The sequence below is a fragment of the Qipengyuania gaetbuli genome, from assembly GCF_020171365.1.
Lineage (GTDB): Bacteria > Pseudomonadota > Alphaproteobacteria > Sphingomonadales > Sphingomonadaceae > Qipengyuania > Qipengyuania gaetbuli_B.
The window spans coordinates 1,374,853-1,391,816 of record NZ_JAIUZO010000002.1 but is presented as its reverse complement, the minus strand read 5'-3'; the positions used below and the strand labels follow the sequence as shown (position 1 = coordinate 1,391,816).

The window sequence follows — 16,964 nt, the reverse complement described above, 5'->3', positions numbered from 1 at the left end:
GCGCGCACGGCGTTGCTTGCACAGAAAGGATATTTTGTGAGCGATACGATCACCATCGAACACGAGGGCAGCGAAACCGCAGGCCGCTATTTCGCCACGGTCGAAGGCGCGCCGCGCGATGCCGAACTGACCTGGCGGGGGGATGGCAAGGTGCGCCATGCGACGCACACCTTCGTGCCGACCGCGGCACGGGGCAAGGGGATCGCCGAAAAGCTGGTCAAGGCGATGATCGCCGATGCGCGCGAGCAGGGTTTCCGCATTGCGCCCGACTGTTCCTATGTCGACACCTATTTCCGCCGCCATGCGGAGCTGTCGGACTTGCGCGCCTAGGCGGCGCGCGCATCCACCTGCGCTTCGACCAGTTCGGAAAAATCGGTCCTGCCGATGCTGTCGAGTATGCCGGCGCGCCATTCGCGCGCGCGTTCGACCGGCATTCCGTGCACGCGCAGATTGCCGCCCGCCAGCCCCAGCAGCAGGCTCGCATAGCCGCGGCGACGTGCGATCGGGCCCTGCAGGATTTCGACCGATTGCAGCTTGACCCGCGAGCCGATGGCGAGGCTGGGAGAGAACCAGCCGTGCAGGCTGTAGATCTGGCGGGCATCGATCGCGTGCCGGTCGTGGCGCCAGCGCCACCAGTTGTGCACGACGGTTACGCCGAGAATACCCGCCGGGATCAGCCACTGGACCGAATCGGCAATGAAGATGGCAGCGATGGTGGCCGGTAGCAATACGATGGCCGCCAGCACGATCTTGTCGAAGCGATAGCGGTCCATCGCACGCATCCAGCTTGTGTCCTGCGGCGGCAGGGCGAAGCCGGTTTCGGCGACCACCGGTGCGATTTCGTCCATCTGTCCGAACGGCACCGCTTCGTGATTGGCCGCCCCGCTGTCGCTCGCGAGGCTGACGACCTTGAGGCTGTGCCAGCCGAACAGGCGCCGCAGGAAGCCCGTCTCGACCCGCAAGGCCTGTACGCGGTGCACGGGCATGACGAGGTCGGTGCGGGTGAGCAGGCCACGCCGGCGGCGCAGGCCCTTGGCCGTGCGGTCGAGCCGGAAATCCCATTCACGCAGCGCGGTGCGAACAATTCCGGTCGCAAAGCCCACAAGCGAGAGGCTGGCGAGCGCCATAAGGATGCCGACCACCTGCGCCAGCGGGCCCAGCCCCGCGAGCCACTGGCCCGGACCGGTCAGCCTCTCCTGCCAGCCGTCGATGTCCCACAGGTCGAACGGCAGGAGGAATTCGAACTGCTGCGCGAGACCGCCGATCACTGCCACCACGGCGAGCGAGAATTCGAACAGGCCGAAGGTCAGGACGCGCTTGCCGTCCATCGCGAACAGCGGCGCAGCTTCCGGCAAGGCTTCGGCGGGAACGGCATCTGCCATGGCAGGCGCTTCACCCTCGCGGCGCTCGCGCACCAGTTCGCGCAGGCGCTCCCCTTCCGCTTCGGACAGATAGGTTAGCGCCAGGTCTTCCTTGCCGCCTGCGCCGGTCTCGAACTTCACTTCGACGAGGCCGAAGAGGCGCGGCAACAGCTTCTGCTCGAGGCTCACGTCCTGGATGCGTTCGTAAGGGACGGAACGCGCGGCGCGCGACAGCAGGCCGCTCTCGACGCGGATATCCGCCTCGCCCACCGTATAGGTCAGCCGCGTCCATTGCAGGTAGGCGACCGCCACGTTGAAGAGGATGATCGCGGCGATGAAGGGCACGGCGTAGGCGATCCGCCCGGCGAATTCGCCCTCGTCGAAAATCGTCACGGCCGCGATACCCATCGGAACGACGAGCTGGAACAGCATCATCACCGCGCGCACGGCGAAGCTGCGCGGATCGGTTCGCTGCGGGGTCGCGGGCGGTTGCATTACTGGGTGTCGCGCCGGATGGCCGCACGGATTTCCTCGCGCATGGCGACCGCATCTTCGTGCGCGAGGCCGGGAAGCGATACGGAGGCATTGTGGCTGCCGGCCGTGTGCACGGTCAGCGTTGCGAGGTGGAAGGCGCGCTCCAGCGGTCCCTGGTCGACATCGATATGCTGGACGCGGCCGAAGGGCACGACCGTGTCGGAGCGGAAGAGCACCCCGCGCACGACCCGCAACCGTTCTTCGGCCAGCGAATAGCCGCGCGCCGCGTAACGCCGCATGGGCAGCCACACGACCAGGTAGAGAATGATGAGCAGTGCCGGGACCCAGACGATACCGGTCCAGCCGGGTATCGCCATTTCGGCGATACTCGCGCCCAGCAGCAGGAAGGCGGCGGTAATGCCCGCAACCAGACGCATCATCGTCTTGTAGCGCGGGTCGAGCTGGGTGAGATCTGCGGTATGGTCCATACCGTTCTATCTATGCAATACAGCGCAGCCTATCAACGCCTTTGATCGAACCTTCGCCCGACGATCGCCGCGGCGATATTGGTCTTCTGCACATCGGTCGTCCCGCCAGCGATGCCCCAGGCGAAACCGTCGCGCACGCGCTGCTCCATGCCGTAGTCCTTGTGGTAGCCGTAGCCGCCCATGACCTGCATGCCATTGGCCGTCACGCTGCGCACGATCTCGTTGGCAAAGCACTTGGCGGTGGAACTTTCATAGACGCTCGGCAGGCCGTCCGCATTGTGCTCGGCATTGGCGGCGGCGCGGTAGATCAGCAGCCGAGCTGCCTCGACCTGCATGGCCATTTCGGCAAGCCGCATCTGGACCGCCTGGAAATCGACGATCGGCTTCCCGAAGGCCTTGCGTTCCTGGACGTATTCGGTCGCCTGCTCCAGCGCGCCGGCGGCAAGGCCGAGCGACTGGGTAGCGTTGCCACAGCGCTCGAGGCCGAAAGCACTCATCAGCTTGCCGAACCCGCCGGCCGGCACGATCCGGTTTTCCTTGGGCACCCGCACGCCGTCGAAAGAGATGTCGCGCGTCTCGATGCCGCGGAAACCCATCAGGTTCTCCCGCTTGCCGAAGCCGACGCCCTCCATCTCCTTGTCCACCAGCAGCGCGCCGATGCCGCGTGCGCCGGGTTCGTCCGAAAGGCGCGTGTAGACGACATAATAGCGGGCATGGCCTGCCCCGCTGGTCCAGCGCTTGTTGCCGTCGAGCACGTAATGGTCGCCTGCGTCCTGCGCGCGGGTCGTCAGGTCGGTCAGCGCCGTACCGGCATCGGGTTCAGACATGGACACCGCGACCGTGGCCTCGCCCGAGACAACCTGCGGCACGATCTGCGCCTTCAATGCATCCGAGGCGAAGCGCTCGACCGTGCGCACCGGACCGACCAGCGCCTCGAACACGGGAAAGGCGACAGCGTTCGAAATCATCGCGAACTGTTCGAGCACCAGCAGCGCCTCGAGATGGCCGAGGCCGAGGCCGCCGTATTCCTCCGGCAGGTTGACGCCGAGGAAGCCCATCTCGCCGTAGCGGCGCACCATGTCTGCCGGGACGGAGAAATCCTTCTCCTCCATCTCCCGCGCCAAATCGGGCAATTCCTTGCGCGCAAACGTGCGCGCCGCATCCTGCAGTTCGCGCTGCTGTTCGGTCAGGCGGAAATCCATGTGTGTCTCCCTCTGCGAGAGAACTGCCGCCGAGAGTGGGCTGGTGCAACCGAAAATCCGGGCCGGCGGAGGCCCGGCAAGGGCGACCGCCCGCCCGCAGGCGCTCGGCGCGGAACGCGACGAGACTGCGCCGAGGACGCTCGCACGGAGGTGCGAGCGAAAAACCAAGTCTCATTTTCGGAGAAAATGGTGCTGCTGGGGAGGATTGAACTCCCGGCCTCACCCTTACCAAGGGTGCGCTCTACCACTGAGCTACAGCAGCACTGGTCCGCCGCAAGACGCCTTGCGGGGTGGAGGCGCGCGCTATTGGCAGGACCGGCGGGAAAGTCAACCTTCGCTTGCGGAGGCAGGCGATTTTCGCAAAAGGTTGCGCGATGAGCGCTGCCGACGAAAAGATGACCCGCGAGGAACGCCTCGCCGCGAAACTTCGCGAGAACCTGCGTCGCCGCAAGGCGCAGGGACGCGAAATGCGCGAATCGGACGCAGACGGGGTTTCCAAGCCGGACGCGGACCGCTAACGCGCAGTGCTCCTAGGGAAATCGGGAGCTTTCATGTCCAAGCTGATCCTCGTTCGCCACGGCCAGAGCGAGTGGAACCTCGCCAACCGCTTCACCGGCTGGTGGGACGTCGACCTCACCGAGAAGGGCGAAGCCGAGGCGCGCGCTGCGGGCGAGCTGATGAAAGCCAAGGGCGTCCTTCCGACGATCGCCTTCACTTCCGTGCAGAAGCGCGCGATCAAGACTATGAACCTGGCGCTCGAGGCTTGCGACCGGCTGTGGATCCCGGTGACGCGCGACTGGCACCTCAACGAACGCCACTATGGCGGCCTCACCGGCCTCGACAAGCAGCAGACCCGCGAGCGGCATGGCGACGAGCAGGTGCACATCTGGCGCCGTAGCTTCGACGTGCCCCCGCCCGAACTCGAGCCGGGCAGTGAATTCGACCTGTCGGACGATCCGCGTTACGCCGGAATCGACGTGCCGCGCACCGAAAGCCTCAAGCTGACGATCGAGCGCGTCCTGCCCTATTGGGAAGAGGCGATCCTGCCGCAGCTGGCCAAGGGCGAGAACGTGATCATCTCCGCGCATGGCAATTCGCTGCGCGCGCTGGTCAAGCACCTGTCGAACATTTCCGACGACGAGATCACCGAACTGGAGATCCCGACCGGCCAGCCGATCGTCTACGACTTCGATGGCACCACGGTCGTCGGGGACCGCTATTACCTGAAGGACAGCTGATATGGGGGCAAAGGTCGCAATCGTCATGGGCAGCCAGTCGGACTGGTCGACCATGACCTGCGCCGCGCAGGTGCTGGAAGAACTGGGGGTCGAAACCGATGTGCGGATCGTCTCCGCCCACCGCACGCCCGACCGCATGTACGAGTTCGCCAAGGGCGCGGAAGCGGCCGGCTTCGAGGTCATCATTGCCGGTGCCGGGGGCGCTGCGCACCTGCCCGGCATGATCGCCGCGCTGACCCATGTCCCCGTGCTCGGCGTACCCGTCCAGTCGCGCGCCTTGTCGGGCGAGGACAGCCTGCTTTCAATCGTGCAGATGCCCGCCGGCATCCCCGTCGGCACGCTGGCCATCGGCGAGGCGGGTGCGACCAATGCGGGCCTGCTCGCCGCCGCGATCCTCGCCAGCCATGACGAAGGACTGAAGTCCCGCCTCAAGGACTGGCGCGCGGCACGCAGCGCCGCCGTGACCGAGCGACCGCACGACTGATGCTGAAGCGCGGCTCCACCATCGGCATCCTCGGCGGGGGCCAGCTTGGCCGGATGATGGCAGCAGCCGCCACCCAGATCGGCTACAAGTGCATCGGCTACGCCCCCGAAGGCGACAATGTCGCAGGCGAGCTGTGCGAGGATTTCTTCACCAACCGCTGGGACGACAAGGCTGCGCTCGCCGCTTTCGCCGCCCGCTGCGACGTGGTGACCTGGGAATTCGAGAACGTGCCGGTCGAATCCGCCCGCGCAATTCCTGCCGGCCGTATCTTCCCCGACCCCCGCGCGCTCGAAACCGCGCAGGACCGGTTGAACGAGAAGCGCTTCGTCGAAGGCCTCGGCGGGCGACCGGCTGCCTATGCCAAAGTCGATTCGCCCTCCGACCTCGAAGCTGCCGCCGACCGGCTCGGCGCGCCCGGCATCCTCAAGACCCGACGCGACGGTTACGACGGCAAGGGCCAGTGGCGGATCATGTCGGGACGCGATGCCGCAGGGCTCAAGCTGCCCGACGTGCCCGCGATCTACGAAGGCTTCGTCGAGTTCGACGCGGAATTCTCCGTCATCCTCGTGCGCGGTCAGGACGGCGAGATTCGCTTCTGGGATAGCGCGCGCAACGTCCATGAGGACGGCATCCTTGCCGCCTCGCTGCTGCCTGCCGGCGATATCGTCGAACCGCAGGTGGCCGAAGCGCGTCGCCTTGCCGGAGAGGTTGCCGACGCGCTCGGTTATGTCGGCGTGCTGACGCTCGAATTCTTCGCAACGCGCGAAGGGCCGATCTTCAACGAGATGGCGCCGCGCGTGCACAATTCCGGCCACTGGACCATCGAGGGTGCGGCGACGAGCCAGTTCGAGAACCACATCCGCGCCGTCGCCGGTCTGCCGCTGGGCGACACGCGCACGGTCGCGAAGGGCATCGAGATGCGCAACATCATCGGCAGCGAGATCGAGGGCGCGCACGCCTTCCTCGCCGAGCCCGATTGCCACGTCCACGACTATGGCAAGGCCGAGGTGCGCGAAGGTCGCAAGATGGGCCATCTGACCCGCCTCAGCCGCGCATGAGCCTGTTCTGCATCTATGCCCGCGCCGCCAATGGCGCGATCGGCAAGGACGGTCAGCTGCCGTGGCACCTGCCTGCCGATCTGAAGCGCTTCAAGGCGCTGACCATGGGCAAGCCGATGATCATGGGCCGCAAGACTTTCGAGAGCCTGCCGGGCCTCTTGCCGGGCCGCCGCCACATCGTCCTCACCCGGCGCGAGCGCTGGGATTCAGCCGGCGCGGAAGTGGTCCGTTCGGTCGAGGAAGCGATTGCCACCGCAGGCGAGGACGCGGCTGTTATCGGCGGCGCGGCGATCTTCGCTGTCTTCCTGCCGCATTCGGCCCGCGTCGAGCTTACCGAGATCCACCGCGAGTTCGAGGGCGACGTCTTCATGCCCCCGCTAGGTCCCGAATGGGACCTGTCGGGACGCGAGGACTTCGCGGCCGAGGGCGAAACCCCCGCCTATTCCTTCCTCACCTATAGCCGCGCGGGAGAGAACGCAGGATGAAGCGCAAGGCCGGGATCGCTATCGGCGTGCTGCTGCTCACGAGCGTGGTGGCGTTTTTCGCCATCGGCCCGGGCTGGATCGAGCGCGACCTCAACCGCATCGACGGCGAGCCGCTGATCGAGATTTCGCAGGAGGCGCGCGACTTGCACGCGCGGCTGCAGATCGTCGATTTGCATTCGGACACGCTCCTGTGGAAGCGTGACCTGCTGGACCGCGCCGACCGCGGCCATGTCGACCTCCCGCGGCTGAAGGACGGCAATGTTGCCCTGCAGGTTTTTTCCAGCGTGACCAAGTCGCCGCGCGGCCAGAATTACGATTCGAACACTGGCGAAACCGACAACATAACCCCGCTGGTGATCGGCCAGCTGCAGCCTTTCCGCACCTGGAGCAGCCTGCTCGAACGCTCGCTATGGCATGCAACGAAGCTCGACCGCGCGGTAGAGGAAGAGCGCGACACGCTGTTCCAGATCCATGGCCGCGAGGACATCGAGCGCCTCATCCGTTCGCGCGACATGGGCCGCCCGAGCGTGGGCGCGATGCTGTCCATCGAGGGCCTGCACAATCTGGAAGGCGATCCGGCCAATCTCGACACGCTCCACGCGGCGGGCTTTCGCATGGCAGGCCTCACCCATTTCTTCGACAATGACCTCGCCGGATCGATGCACGGGACCGAGAAGGGCGGTCTCTCCGACAAGGGCCGCGCAGTGGTCCGCCGGATGGAAGAGCTCGGCATGGTTGTCGACATCGCGCATTGCAGCCCGGCCTGCGTCGCCGACATCCTGTCCATAGCCCGCCGCCCCGTCGTCTCCAGCCATGGCGGGGTGCAGGCGACCTGCGAGGTCAATCGCAACCTTTCGGACGAACAGATTCGCGGCGTCGCGGCGACCGGCGGCATCATCGGTGTGGGTTACTGGCCGGGCGCCGTGTGCGACACCTCGCCGCGCTCGGTGGCGAAGGCCATGCGCCACATCCGCGACCTCGTCGGTATCGGCCATGTCGCTCTCGGCAGCGATTTCGACGGCTCGGTCACGACACGGTTCGACACCAGCCAGCTGGTGCAGGTAACGCAGGCGCTAATGGATGAAGGCTTCACTGAAGAAGAGATTCGCGCCGCAATGGGCGGCAATGCGCTGCGCGTCCTGACGGAAGGGATCGAGCCGATGGAGCCTGCCGCGTGAGGTTCCTCGATCACCGCGAGGCCCTGCCGCAGTCGCTGCGCGGAGCGATCATAGCGCTCGGCAATTTCGACGGGTTCCACCTCGGCCACCAGGCGGTGGCGCAGGAAGCGATCGACTGGGCGCGCGCCGAGGGCCGCCCCTCGATCATCGCCACTTTCGACCCGCATCCCGTGCGCCATTTCCGGCCCGATGCCCCGCCCTTCCGCCTGACCACGCTGGAGCAGCGGCAGGAGCTCTACCTCGCCGCCGGTGCCACCGCGATGCTGGTGTTCCATTTCGATGGCGAGCTTGCCGGGACCACGGCTGAGGATTTCGTGAAGGTCCTGCTGGCCGAACATCTCGGCGTGGCAGGCGTGGTGACGGGCGAGGATTTCACCTTCGGCAAAGGCCGCGGGGGCAATCGCGAAGTGCTCGAAACCCTGGGCCGCGAAGTCGGTATCGAGGCCCGCGCGGTAGCGGCCGTCATGGAAAAGGGCGCGCCCGTATCCTCCAGCCGCGTGCGCGACGCCTTGCGTGACGGCGACCCGCAGGAGGCCGCCCGCCTGCTCACTCGCCCCTTCGCGATCCGCGGCGTGGTCGAACATGGCGACAAGCGCGGGCGGACCATCGGCTATCCCACCGCGAACCTGTCGATCGAGCATTACCTGCGCCCGCAATACGGCATCTACGCCGTCACGGGCCGCATCCTGTCGACCGGCGAGGTGCTGAAAGGCGCGGCCAATATCGGCGTGCGCCCGCAGTTCGAACCGCCCAAGGAATTGCTCGAGCCCTATTTCTTCGACTTCTCCGGCGACCTTTACGGGCAGGAAATCGAGGTGGCGTTCCACCATTTCCTGCGCGGCGAAGCGAAGTTCGACAGCCTCGATGAACTGGTCGCGCAAATGGAAAAGGACTGCGAGAGGGCAAAGGCCCTGCTCGGATGAGGAAATACCTCAAGCGGGGCGGCCTCGCCTTCGCGCTTGCCCTGCTGGTCTTCAGTCTCGTCAATGCCAGCTGGCTGGCCCCCGACCCCGTCGGCGCGCCCAAGCTGATTGCCCATCGCGGGCTCTACCAGCTGTACGACAAGGCAGGCGTGGGGCGCGACACCTGCACCGCCGACCGGATCTTCGAGCCCTATCATCCCTATCTCGAGAACACGATCGAGAGCGTGCTGCGCGCACAGAAGCTGGGCGCTTGGCTGGTCGAGGTGGACATTGCGCCCACGAAGGAGGGCGAGCTGGTCGTCTTCCACGACTGGACGCTCGATTGCAGGACCGAAGGCACGGGCGAAGTGCGCGATGCGACGCTCCCTGAACTGAAGGCGCTCGACATCGGCCATGGCTACACTGCCGACGGCGGCAAGACCCATCCGTTTCGCGGCAAGTTCAAGGGCGCGATGCCCACCTTCGCCGAAGTCCTCGCCGCCCTGCCGCCGCGCGGGCGCCTGATGGTCAATTTCAAATCGAAGGACCCAGCCGAAGCCGATCTGGTCGCCCGAGAACTGCGCAAGGCGGGCCGCGATCCGGTGAAGGCCGGCGACGGCTTCTACGGGCATCCGGGTCCGATCGACCGCATCCGCGAGTTCTATCCCGATGCCTGGGCGTGGAGCCAGGAGCGCGCAAAGCAGTGCTCGAAGGACTATGTCGCCTATGGCTGGACCGGCTACCTGCCGCAGAGCTGCCGGGGCGAGACATTGTTCGTGCCGCTCAACTCCCAATGGGCCTTTCCGGGCTGGCCCAACCGCCTGATCGCGCGGATGGAAGCCCATGGCGGGCGGGTCATCGTGATCGGTCCCATCGGCAAGAACCGCCTCCGCGGCCTCACCCTGCCCGAGCAGCTGACCGAGATACCCGACAGCTTCAACGGCTATGTCTGGGTGGAGGATGCCTTTACCATTGCACCTGCGCTCTACCCGAGCTTCGATGATCGCACGGTGGAGGAATGGGAAGCGAGCGAGGCCGCACTCGATCAGCGCAGGGCAAGGAACCGCGATTGACGCTTTATCGCGCGGCGCAAATCCCCTAACGGCCAGCACCTATGTCCGAGCAGCGCGATTACAAAGACACGGTCTTCCTTCCCAAGACCGATTTTCCCATGAAGGCCGGCCTCCCGCAGAAGGAGCCGCAGATCCTTGCGCGCTGGCAGGAAGAGAACCTCTATGCCCAGCTGCGCGAGGCGCGCGCGGGACGCGAGAAGTTCATCCTCCACGACGGCCCGCCCTATGCCAATGGCGACATGCATATCGGCCATGCGCTGAACCGCATCCTGAAAGACATGGTGGTGCGCTCGCAAACGCTGCTCGGCAAGGATGCGCCTTTCGTGCCCGGCTGGGACTGCCACGGCCTGCCGATCGAGTGGAAGGTCGAGGAACAGTTCCGCAAGAAAAAGCGCGACAAGAACGAAATCCCGGCCAGCGAATTCCGCGCCGAATGCCGCGCCTATGCGCAGCACTGGGTCGACGTGCAGCGTGAACAATTGAAGCGCCTGGGCTTGATGGCGGACTTCGACAATCCGTACCTCACCATGCAGTTCGACAGCGAGGCGACCATCGTTGCCGAGCTGATGAAGTTCGTCGAGGCCGGAAACCTCTATCGCGGATCGAAGCCCGTGATGTGGTCGCCGGTCGAGGAAACCGCGCTGGCCGAAGCTGAGGTCGAATACGAGGATATCACCTCGACCCAGATCGATGTGGCGTTCGAGATCGTGGAATCGCCGATACCGGAACTGGTCGGCGCGCATGCGGTGATCTGGACCACCACGCCTTGGACGATCCCGGTGAACCAGGCTTTGGCTTATGGCGAAGAGGTGGATTACGTTCTGCTCGGCGAGCTAGACGAAATGGCCGAACCTACGGGTCGTCGGTTTCTCGTAGCTCGTGACCTCTCCGAAGCGTTCCGCGATCGCGTAAGGTCGCAAGGTGCCCCCCAACAGAATTACGAGACGATCGAGTTCTATTTTGGCCCGGCACTCGCCGGAACCGTTGCCCGCCATCCCATGCACCATCTCGGCGGGTTCTACGCCAAGCCGCGTCCGCTGCTCGCGGGCGATTTCGTCACCACCGACAGCGGTACGGGCCTTGTCCATATGTCGCCCGACCATGGCGAGGACGACTTCCTGCTCTGCCGCGAGCACGGCATCGAGCCGGTTTTCGCGGTCATGGGCGATGGGCGCTATCGCGACGACTGGCCTTGGCTGGGTGGAAATGACGAGCGCCGCCGCGCGGTGATCAACAAGGCTTTCAACGCGCCCGACGGCCCGATCTGTTCGGATTTGCGCGCAGCAGGCGCGCTGCTGTCGGCCAGCGACGACTACCAGCATAGCTACCCGCATTCGTGGCGTTCGAAGGCCAAGGTCATCTACCGCTGCACGCCGCAGTGGTTCGTGCCGATGGACAAGCCGCTCGACACCGGCGACTTCGACGTTGCTGCACCCGAAGGTTTCGGTGCCGCCGTCGCGATGTTCACCAGCAAGGACCACTCCACGCTGCGCGAAATCGCCATGCGCGAGATCGAGCGGGTAAAGTTCTATCCTGAAAAGGGCCGCCGCCGCATCGGCTCCATGGTCGAAGGCCGCCCCGACTGGGTGCTTTCGCGCCAGCGCGCATGGGGGGTGCCGATCACGCTCTTCGTGCGTAGCGACGGGACCTATCTGCAGGACCCTGCGGTCAATGCCCGCGTAGTCGAAGCGGTGAAGCAACAAGGCGTCGATGCCTGGGACGAGGCCCGCAAGGCCGAATTCCTCGGCCCCGATTACGACGCCAACGAATTCGAGATGGTCACCGACATTCTCGACGTCTGGTTCGATTCGGGCTGCACCCATGCCTTCACGCTCGAAGGCGACCGCTGGCCCGACCAGCGCTGGCCCGCAGACCTCTATCTCGAAGGCAGCGACCAGCATCGCGGCTGGTTCCAGTCGAGCCTGCTCGAAAGCTCCGCCACCCGCGGCCGTGCGCCTTATGACGCGGTGCTGACCCATGGCTTCACCATGGATTCGGCCGGTAAGAAGATGTCGAAGAGCCTCGGCAACACCATCGACCCGCTGAAGGTCATGGAACAGTACGGCGCGGACATCATCCGCCTGTGGGCGCTTTCCGTCGACTTCACCGAAGACCACCGCATCGGCGATGAAATCCTGAAAGGTGTCGGCGACCAGTACCGTCGCCTGCGCAACACCTTCCGCTATTTGCTCGGCGCGCTCGACGGCTTCGTCGGCGACATGGGCGATGTGGGCGAAATCCCCGAGCTCGAGCGCTACGTCCTCGCGCTGCTGGCCGATCTCGACGGCAAGCTGAAGGCCGCGCTCGAAAGCTACGACTACAACACCTACACCCGCCTGCTGGTCGATTTCTGCAACGAGGACCTGTCGGCCTTCTACTTCGATATCCGCAAGGACTGCCTCTATTGCGACGGGCCGGATAGCGTGAAGCGCAATGCCTATCGCACCGTGCTCGACCTCCTGTTCCACGCGCTCGTTCGCTATGCCGCGCCGGTGCTGGTGTTCACCGCGGAAGAGGCCTGGACCACGCGCTATCCCGATGGCGGCAGCGTGCACCTGCTCGACTGGCCGGCGGTCCCGGGCGTCACCGCCGACGGCGCGCGCTGGGACAAGCTGCGGGCGCTTCGCGAAAAGGTCACCGAGGCTATCGAGCCGCTGCGCCGCGACAAGACCATCCGGTCCAGCCTCGAGGCCGACGTGGTCGTGCCCGCTGCCGCAGTTCCGGAAGGCTTCAGCGACGAAGACCTCGCCGAACTGTTCATCACCGCGTCAGTCACACGCGGCGATAGCGACAGCGTGACTGTCACGCGAACCGGCGAACACAAATGCGGCCGCTGCTGGCGCCTGCTTCCCTCGGTCCCCGAGGACGGCGCGCTGTGCGATCGCTGCGAGGACGTGATCGAACTGATGGATGCTGCCGGGAGTGCGGGCCAATGACCCCTGTCCTGCGCAATCGCCTGATCGGCGTCGCCATCGCCTTTGCGATCTATGCCGCGGATCAGCTCACCAAATGGTGGGTCGACGGCCCGCTGGGCCTCGAGGTGCCGGGCGACAAGCTCGACCTGCTGCCCTTCTTCGATTTCTACCGCGTCCACAATTATGGCGTGTCGCTGGGCATGTTCGAGGCGACCAGCCCCGAAACGCGCTGGGCGCTGGTCGGCGTGACCGGACTGATCGCGCTGCTGGTCACCGTCTGGATGTTCCGCGAGAAGCTGTTCGGGGATATTCTCGGCCTGTCGCTGATCCTCGGCGGCGCGCTCGGCAACATCAAGGATCGCTACGAGCTCGGCTACGTCCTCGACTTCGCCGATTTCCATATCGGGGAATTCCGCCCCTTCCTCATTTTCAATATCGCCGATGCCGCTATCACCATCGGTGTCGTTATCATCCTTGCCCGCGCGTTCTTCATGCGCGACAAGGACGTCGACGACATGATGGACGGCAAGCCGGCAGACGCCGCGGAGAGCAATACATGAAGACTATCACCCGCATCGCCCTCGTGAGCGCAGCCGCGAGCACGCTCGCCGCCTGTGGCAGCGGCGGTTTCCTCAACCGCGACCGTCCCGACGAATTCGCCGTGCAGCGCGCAGCCCCGCTGGTCGTGCCGCCGGACTTCAACCTCGTGCCCCCGGCACCAGGCGCACCGCGCCCGGCCGAAGGCACTGCCGCAGAGCAGGCACTCGATGCACTGTTCGGCGGTCCGGCTCCGCGCAGCAGCGTGGAAACCTCGGTGCTCGATCGTGCCGGCACGCCCGAACCGGGCATCCGCAGCGCGGTCGGTAGCGCGGGCACCAACACGGTCGCCAAGGGCACCGTGGTGCGCGACATCGTCGCCGCCCCCGAAGGCGACGGCGCTTCGGCACAGGCCGTCATTCCCGGCTGATGCAGTGATGTTCGCACCCGCTTGGCGGCGGGTGCGGCAGACCTAGCCGTCGTCCTGGTCGACCGGTTTTGCCGGTCCCAGTGACGTGACGAGCAATTTGTCGATCCGCCGTTCGTCGAGGTCGACCACTTCGAACCGCCAGCCCTGCTCCTCGAACCATTCGCCTTCGACCGGCAGCTTCTTGAGCACGGCGAGGACGAATCCCGCCACGGTCGCGAACTCGCGATCGTCGCCGTAATCGAGCCCGAGCCGGTCGGCGAGCGCATCGGCGCTGAGCGAGCCAGCCACCAGTAGCGAGCCATCCGCACGCTCGACGATGCCCGGCGCATCGCCCGGGTCCTGATCGCTGGCGAAATCGCCGACCAGCGCGGTCAGCAGGTCCACCGGCGTGACAATTCCGTCGAGATGGCCGTATTCGTCATGCACCATGGCCATGGCGACATCGGCCTGCTGCAGGACGCGCAGCGCATCGACCGCGTCGAGCTGGTCGGGCACGACCTCCGCCCGGTGCAGCAGGTCGGCAAGCACCACCGGCTCGCCCGCGACCTGCGCGGCAAGGATTTCACGCACGCGCACGAGCCCGACGACCTTGTCGGGCGATCCGTCGGCAACCGGCCAGACCGAATGCGGGCTTTCCGCAAGCAGGGACGCAATCGCTTCCTCGTCGGCCGAGATATCCAGCCAGTCGACATCGGTCCGCGGCGTCATCACCTCGCGCACGGGGCGCTGGGCGAGACGGACCACGCCCGCCAGCATCTGGTGCTGTTCGTGTTCGATGATGCCGGTCTTGGTCGCTTCGGCGAACAGCATGTGAAGTTCTTCCGCCGTGACCGAGCTCTGCCCTGCGGGGCGCACGCCCAGCGCGCGTATGATCACGCTCGACGAGGTGTCGAGCAGCCAGACGAGCGGTGCTGCCACGCGCGCCAGCAGGGCCATGGGCAGCGACATGGCAGTCGCAATCGGGACGGCGGCGCGCAGGGCGACCTGCTTGGGGACGAGTTCGCCGATGACGAGGCTGAAATAGGTGGTCAGCGCGATGACCAGCGCGAAGCCGGCTTCGCTGGCCCAGTCGGTCGGGACACCGAGCGCCGCAAGCCGCTCGCCCACGGGTCCGCCAAGGCTCGCGCCGGAATAGGCACCGGCAATGATACCGACCAGCGTGATGCCGATCTGCACGGTCGAGAGGAACTTGCCCGGGTCGGCAGCGAGCGCCAGCGCGGCCTTCGCGCCGGCGCTGCCCTGCTGGGCGGCCGAACGCAGCCGCGCGGTGCGCGCCGAAACGATGGCGAGCTCGCTCATGGCGAAGACGCCGTTGAGCAAGATCAGCCCGGCGATAATGAGAAGGTCGGTCCAGGGGAAAGGTGTCACACTGCTGCGCTAGCACAAATATGGCCTCATGCCAGCGCTTCGCGGAACACGTAGGCGGTTCGCTTGTTAGAAGCTTCAGAGGCGCTGGTGGGCGCGTCCCGCCATGCGCGGTTCCGGCAGGAAAGAACAAGAGGCCGGTGCCGCACTCTGACAAGGGGAACGACATATGAAAAAATCACGCATTTTCCTCGCAGGTTTCTCGGCAGTGGCCCTGATGGGCACCTCGGCCTGCGTCACCGACCCGAATACGGGTGAGCAGAAGGTTTCGCGCACCGTCCTCGGCGGTCTCGGCGGCGCGGTTGCCGGCGGCCTGCTGGGCGGCGTCATCGGCGGCAAGACCGGCCGTATCGTCGGCGCGGTCGCAGGCGGCGCAGCTGGCGGTTACGTCGGCTACCGCATGGACCAGCAGATCAAGGAACTGAAGGAACAGACCGCCGGTTCAGGCGTCGATGTGACCGAAACCGATGGCGGCGAGGCGATTCTCGTCAACCTGCCGAACGGCGTTACCTTCGCCACCGGCAGCTCCAACATCAACGAGACCTTCCGCCGCACGCTCGACAATGTCGCGGCGAACCTGGTCCAGTATCCCAACAGCCTGATCGACGTGTACGGCTATACCGACACGGTCGGCGCTTCGGACTTCAACCAGCGCCTTTCGGAACAGCGCGCGCAGGCCGTTGCCAACTACCTGACCTCGCGCGGTGTCAGCTCGTCGCGCATCCGCTGGATGGGTTTCGGCGAAACGCGCCTTGCAGTGCAGACCGGCGACAACGTCAACGAGCCGCTCAACCGCCGCGTCGAAATCAAGATCATCCCCTTCGACCAGCAAGACGTCGAAGCCGCCCAACAGGGCAACTGAAGAGCCGAGCCCTTCGGATAGTGTCGCAGAGGAAGGGGCCGGGTCGAACCCGGTCCCTTTTTCTATGCGCGCGAGAACGTCGCGGCGCGGTCTGACAGGTGATCGACTGTGGCGCCGTGAATGCCCGGCGCGCTGGCGATGAGGCCGAAGGCGCGCGGGTCGCGCTTGTTGTAATCGAGCTTGCGGCCGAACGCATCGGACACGGCTGCCCCTGCTTCTCGCGCGACGAGCGCAGCAGCGGCAATATCCCATTCGAAACCCCAGCGCAGGGTCGCCACGAGATCCGCCTCATCGGCGGCGACCATCGCGATGCGCAGGGCGATGGAATTGGGCTGGTCGACCTTGGTCAGTATCCGGTCCTGCTTCATCAGGTCGGCAGCAGGCACGCGCGCGCCTGCGAACTCGAGCCGGTTCGATGCCTCCAGCTTCGCGCCGTTGCGCGTCGCGCCCTTGCCTGCGACGGCCTGCCATACCTCGCCCCGGGCGGGCGCGCAGAGCGAGCCGATCAGCGGACGGCCGTTCGAAATCAGCGCGACCGACACGGCCCAGCCGGCCCTGCCGCGAATGAAATCGCGGGTCCCGTCGATCGGATCGACCAGCCAGATGAGATCGCGTTCGAGCCGGGCGGGATCATCTGCCGTCTCTTCGGACAGCCAGCCTGCCGAGGGTAAGAGTGCGCCCAGTTCGCGCTTCAGGAAGGTGTCGACGGCGAGGTCCGCCTCGCACACGGGACTGCCGGGAGTCTTCTCCCAGATGCGCACGTCGGCACCCGCCCCCGGCCAGAGGTCGAGTGCGATCCGCCCCGCTTCGGAGACGATCGATTCGAGTCGCTTGTCGTCGATCATGGATGGCGTGCGCCCCTGCACCCGAAAGTCGCACTTTTCAAGCGCCGCCAGACATGCTTATGCGCCC

18 protein-coding genes and 1 tRNA gene are annotated in these 16,964 nt (G+C 65.9%); 13 read left to right on the top strand and 6 right to left on the bottom strand.

Features of this window, described 5'->3' with window-relative positions:
• Positions 1-36: 36 nt before the first annotated feature.
• Positions 37-330 carry a GNAT family N-acetyltransferase gene (locus LCL94_RS07470; RefSeq protein WP_224831655.1) on the top strand — a complete coding sequence of 98 codons (294 nt, stop codon included), beginning with the start codon at positions 37-39 and terminating at the stop codon, positions 328-330.
• Here the strand turns inward: LCL94_RS07470 and LCL94_RS07465 are convergent.
• The 4 genes from LCL94_RS07465 to LCL94_RS07450 form a co-directional block, all read right to left on the bottom strand.
• A complete protein-coding gene (locus tag LCL94_RS07465; RefSeq protein ID WP_224831654.1) occupies positions 327-1,856 on the bottom strand; it encodes a PH domain-containing protein in 1,530 nt (509 codons plus the stop codon). The genes LCL94_RS07470 and LCL94_RS07465 overlap by 4 nt on opposite strands.
• Positions 1,856-2,323: a PH domain-containing protein gene (locus LCL94_RS07460; protein WP_224831653.1), complete on the bottom strand. Its 468-nt coding sequence runs from the start codon at positions 2,321-2,323 to the stop codon at positions 1,856-1,858. The genes LCL94_RS07465 and LCL94_RS07460 overlap by 1 nt, the downstream gene beginning before the upstream one ends.
• Positions 2,324-2,355: 32 nt before the next feature.
• On the bottom strand, positions 2,356-3,525 hold the full coding sequence (locus LCL94_RS07455; RefSeq protein ID WP_224831652.1) for an acyl-CoA dehydrogenase family protein: 1,170 nt from the start codon (positions 3,523-3,525) through the stop codon (positions 2,356-2,358).
• 187 nt (positions 3,526-3,712) lie between these two features.
• Positions 3,713-3,787, bottom strand: a tRNA-Thr gene (locus LCL94_RS07450).
• Between the two features lie 112 nt (positions 3,788-3,899).
• Between LCL94_RS07450 and LCL94_RS07445 the strand changes: the two genes are divergently transcribed.
• The 11 genes from LCL94_RS07445 to LCL94_RS07395 are packed head-to-tail and all read left to right on the top strand — an operon-like array spanning position 3,900 to position 13,825.
• Positions 3,900-4,043 (top strand): hypothetical protein, encoded by a 144-nt coding sequence (locus tag LCL94_RS07445; RefSeq protein ID WP_170290017.1) that lies wholly within the window; start codon positions 3,900-3,902, stop codon positions 4,041-4,043.
• A 33-nt stretch (positions 4,044-4,076) separates the two neighbouring features.
• Positions 4,077-4,763 (top strand): 2,3-diphosphoglycerate-dependent phosphoglycerate mutase, encoded by a 687-nt coding sequence (gpmA, locus tag LCL94_RS07440; protein ID WP_224831651.1) that lies wholly within the window; start codon positions 4,077-4,079, stop codon positions 4,761-4,763.
• 1 nt (position 4,764) lies between these two features.
• Positions 4,765-5,247, top strand: a complete 483-nt coding sequence (purE, locus tag LCL94_RS07435) for a 5-(carboxyamino)imidazole ribonucleotide mutase (RefSeq protein WP_224831650.1) — start codon at positions 4,765-4,767, stop codon at positions 5,245-5,247.
• Positions 5,247-6,305: a 5-(carboxyamino)imidazole ribonucleotide synthase gene (locus LCL94_RS07430; RefSeq protein ID WP_224831649.1), complete on the top strand. Its 1,059-nt coding sequence runs from the start codon at positions 5,247-5,249 to the stop codon at positions 6,303-6,305. Before purE ends, LCL94_RS07430 begins: the two co-directional genes overlap by 1 nt.
• Positions 6,302-6,790 carry a dihydrofolate reductase gene (locus tag LCL94_RS07425; protein WP_224831648.1) on the top strand — a complete coding sequence of 163 codons (489 nt, stop codon included), beginning with the start codon at positions 6,302-6,304 and terminating at the stop codon, positions 6,788-6,790. Before LCL94_RS07430 ends, LCL94_RS07425 begins: the two co-directional genes overlap by 4 nt.
• Entirely contained in the window at positions 6,787-7,968 is a 1,182-nt protein-coding gene (locus tag LCL94_RS07420) for a dipeptidase (protein WP_224831647.1), read from the top strand. The genes LCL94_RS07425 and LCL94_RS07420 overlap by 4 nt, the downstream gene beginning before the upstream one ends.
• Positions 7,965-8,891: a bifunctional riboflavin kinase/FAD synthetase gene (locus tag LCL94_RS07415; protein ID WP_224831646.1), complete on the top strand. Its 927-nt coding sequence runs from the start codon at positions 7,965-7,967 to the stop codon at positions 8,889-8,891. The genes LCL94_RS07420 and LCL94_RS07415 overlap by 4 nt, the downstream gene beginning before the upstream one ends.
• Complete coding sequence (locus LCL94_RS07410; protein WP_224831645.1) at positions 8,888-9,943, top strand: glycerophosphodiester phosphodiesterase family protein; 1,056 nt, start codon at positions 8,888-8,890, stop codon at positions 9,941-9,943. Before LCL94_RS07415 ends, LCL94_RS07410 begins: the two co-directional genes overlap by 4 nt.
• Before the next feature lie 41 nt (positions 9,944-9,984).
• Positions 9,985-12,879, top strand: a complete 2,895-nt coding sequence (gene ileS / locus LCL94_RS07405) for an isoleucine--tRNA ligase (RefSeq protein WP_224831644.1) — start codon at positions 9,985-9,987, stop codon at positions 12,877-12,879.
• On the top strand, positions 12,876-13,418 hold the full coding sequence (gene lspA, locus LCL94_RS07400) for a signal peptidase II (RefSeq protein WP_224831643.1): 543 nt from the start codon (positions 12,876-12,878) through the stop codon (positions 13,416-13,418). The genes ileS and lspA overlap by 4 nt, the downstream gene beginning before the upstream one ends.
• Positions 13,415-13,825, top strand: a complete 411-nt coding sequence (locus LCL94_RS07395) for a DUF3035 domain-containing protein (RefSeq protein WP_160608675.1) — start codon at positions 13,415-13,417, stop codon at positions 13,823-13,825. The genes lspA and LCL94_RS07395 overlap by 4 nt, the downstream gene beginning before the upstream one ends.
• Before the next feature lie 42 nt (positions 13,826-13,867).
• Here the strand turns inward: LCL94_RS07395 and LCL94_RS07390 are convergent, their stop codons facing one another.
• Entirely contained in the window at positions 13,868-15,193 is a 1,326-nt protein-coding gene (locus LCL94_RS07390; RefSeq protein WP_224831642.1) for a hemolysin family protein, read from the bottom strand.
• Between the two features lie 166 nt (positions 15,194-15,359).
• Between LCL94_RS07390 and LCL94_RS07385 the strand changes: the two genes are divergently transcribed.
• Positions 15,360-16,052 (top strand): OmpA family protein, encoded by a 693-nt coding sequence (locus LCL94_RS07385; protein WP_160608673.1) that lies wholly within the window; start codon positions 15,360-15,362, stop codon positions 16,050-16,052.
• Positions 16,053-16,114: 62 nt separating this feature from the next.
• Here the strand turns inward: LCL94_RS07385 and LCL94_RS07380 are convergent, their stop codons facing one another.
• Positions 16,115-16,897 (bottom strand): 3'(2'),5'-bisphosphate nucleotidase CysQ, encoded by a 783-nt coding sequence (locus tag LCL94_RS07380; protein WP_224831641.1) that lies wholly within the window; start codon positions 16,895-16,897, stop codon positions 16,115-16,117.
• Positions 16,898-16,964 lie beyond the last annotated feature (67 nt).

Bases quoted from the DNA above. Each gene is read 5' to 3' on its own strand.
- LCL94_RS07465 (WP_224831654.1), bottom strand. From the start codon at position 1,856: ATGCAACCGCCCGCGACCCCGCAGCGAACCGATCCGCGCAGCTTCGCC.
- LCL94_RS07460 (WP_224831653.1), bottom strand. From the start codon at position 2,323: ATGGACCATACCGCAGATCTCACCCAGCTCGACCCGCGCTACAAGACG.
- LCL94_RS07455 (WP_224831652.1), bottom strand. From the start codon at position 3,525: ATGGATTTCCGCCTGACCGAACAGCAGCGCGAACTGCAGGATGCGGCG.
- LCL94_RS07445 (WP_170290017.1), top strand. From the start codon at position 3,900: ATGAGCGCTGCCGACGAAAAGATGACCCGCGAGGAACGCCTCGCCGCG.
- gpmA (WP_224831651.1), top strand. From the start codon at position 4,077: ATGTCCAAGCTGATCCTCGTTCGCCACGGCCAGAGCGAGTGGAACCTC.
- purE (WP_224831650.1), top strand. From the start codon at position 4,765: ATGGGGGCAAAGGTCGCAATCGTCATGGGCAGCCAGTCGGACTGGTCG.
- LCL94_RS07430 (WP_224831649.1), top strand. From the start codon at position 5,247: ATGCTGAAGCGCGGCTCCACCATCGGCATCCTCGGCGGGGGCCAGCTT.
- LCL94_RS07425 (WP_224831648.1), top strand. From the start codon at position 6,302: ATGAGCCTGTTCTGCATCTATGCCCGCGCCGCCAATGGCGCGATCGGC.
- LCL94_RS07420 (WP_224831647.1), top strand. From the start codon at position 6,787: ATGAAGCGCAAGGCCGGGATCGCTATCGGCGTGCTGCTGCTCACGAGC.
- LCL94_RS07410 (WP_224831645.1), top strand. From the start codon at position 8,888: ATGAGGAAATACCTCAAGCGGGGCGGCCTCGCCTTCGCGCTTGCCCTG.
- ileS (WP_224831644.1), top strand. From the start codon at position 9,985: ATGTCCGAGCAGCGCGATTACAAAGACACGGTCTTCCTTCCCAAGACC.
- lspA (WP_224831643.1), top strand. From the start codon at position 12,876: ATGACCCCTGTCCTGCGCAATCGCCTGATCGGCGTCGCCATCGCCTTT.
- LCL94_RS07395 (WP_160608675.1), top strand. From the start codon at position 13,415: ATGAAGACTATCACCCGCATCGCCCTCGTGAGCGCAGCCGCGAGCACG.
- LCL94_RS07385 (WP_160608673.1), top strand. From the start codon at position 15,360: ATGAAAAAATCACGCATTTTCCTCGCAGGTTTCTCGGCAGTGGCCCTG.
- LCL94_RS07380 (WP_224831641.1), bottom strand. From the start codon at position 16,897: ATGATCGACGACAAGCGACTCGAATCGATCGTCTCCGAAGCGGGGCGG.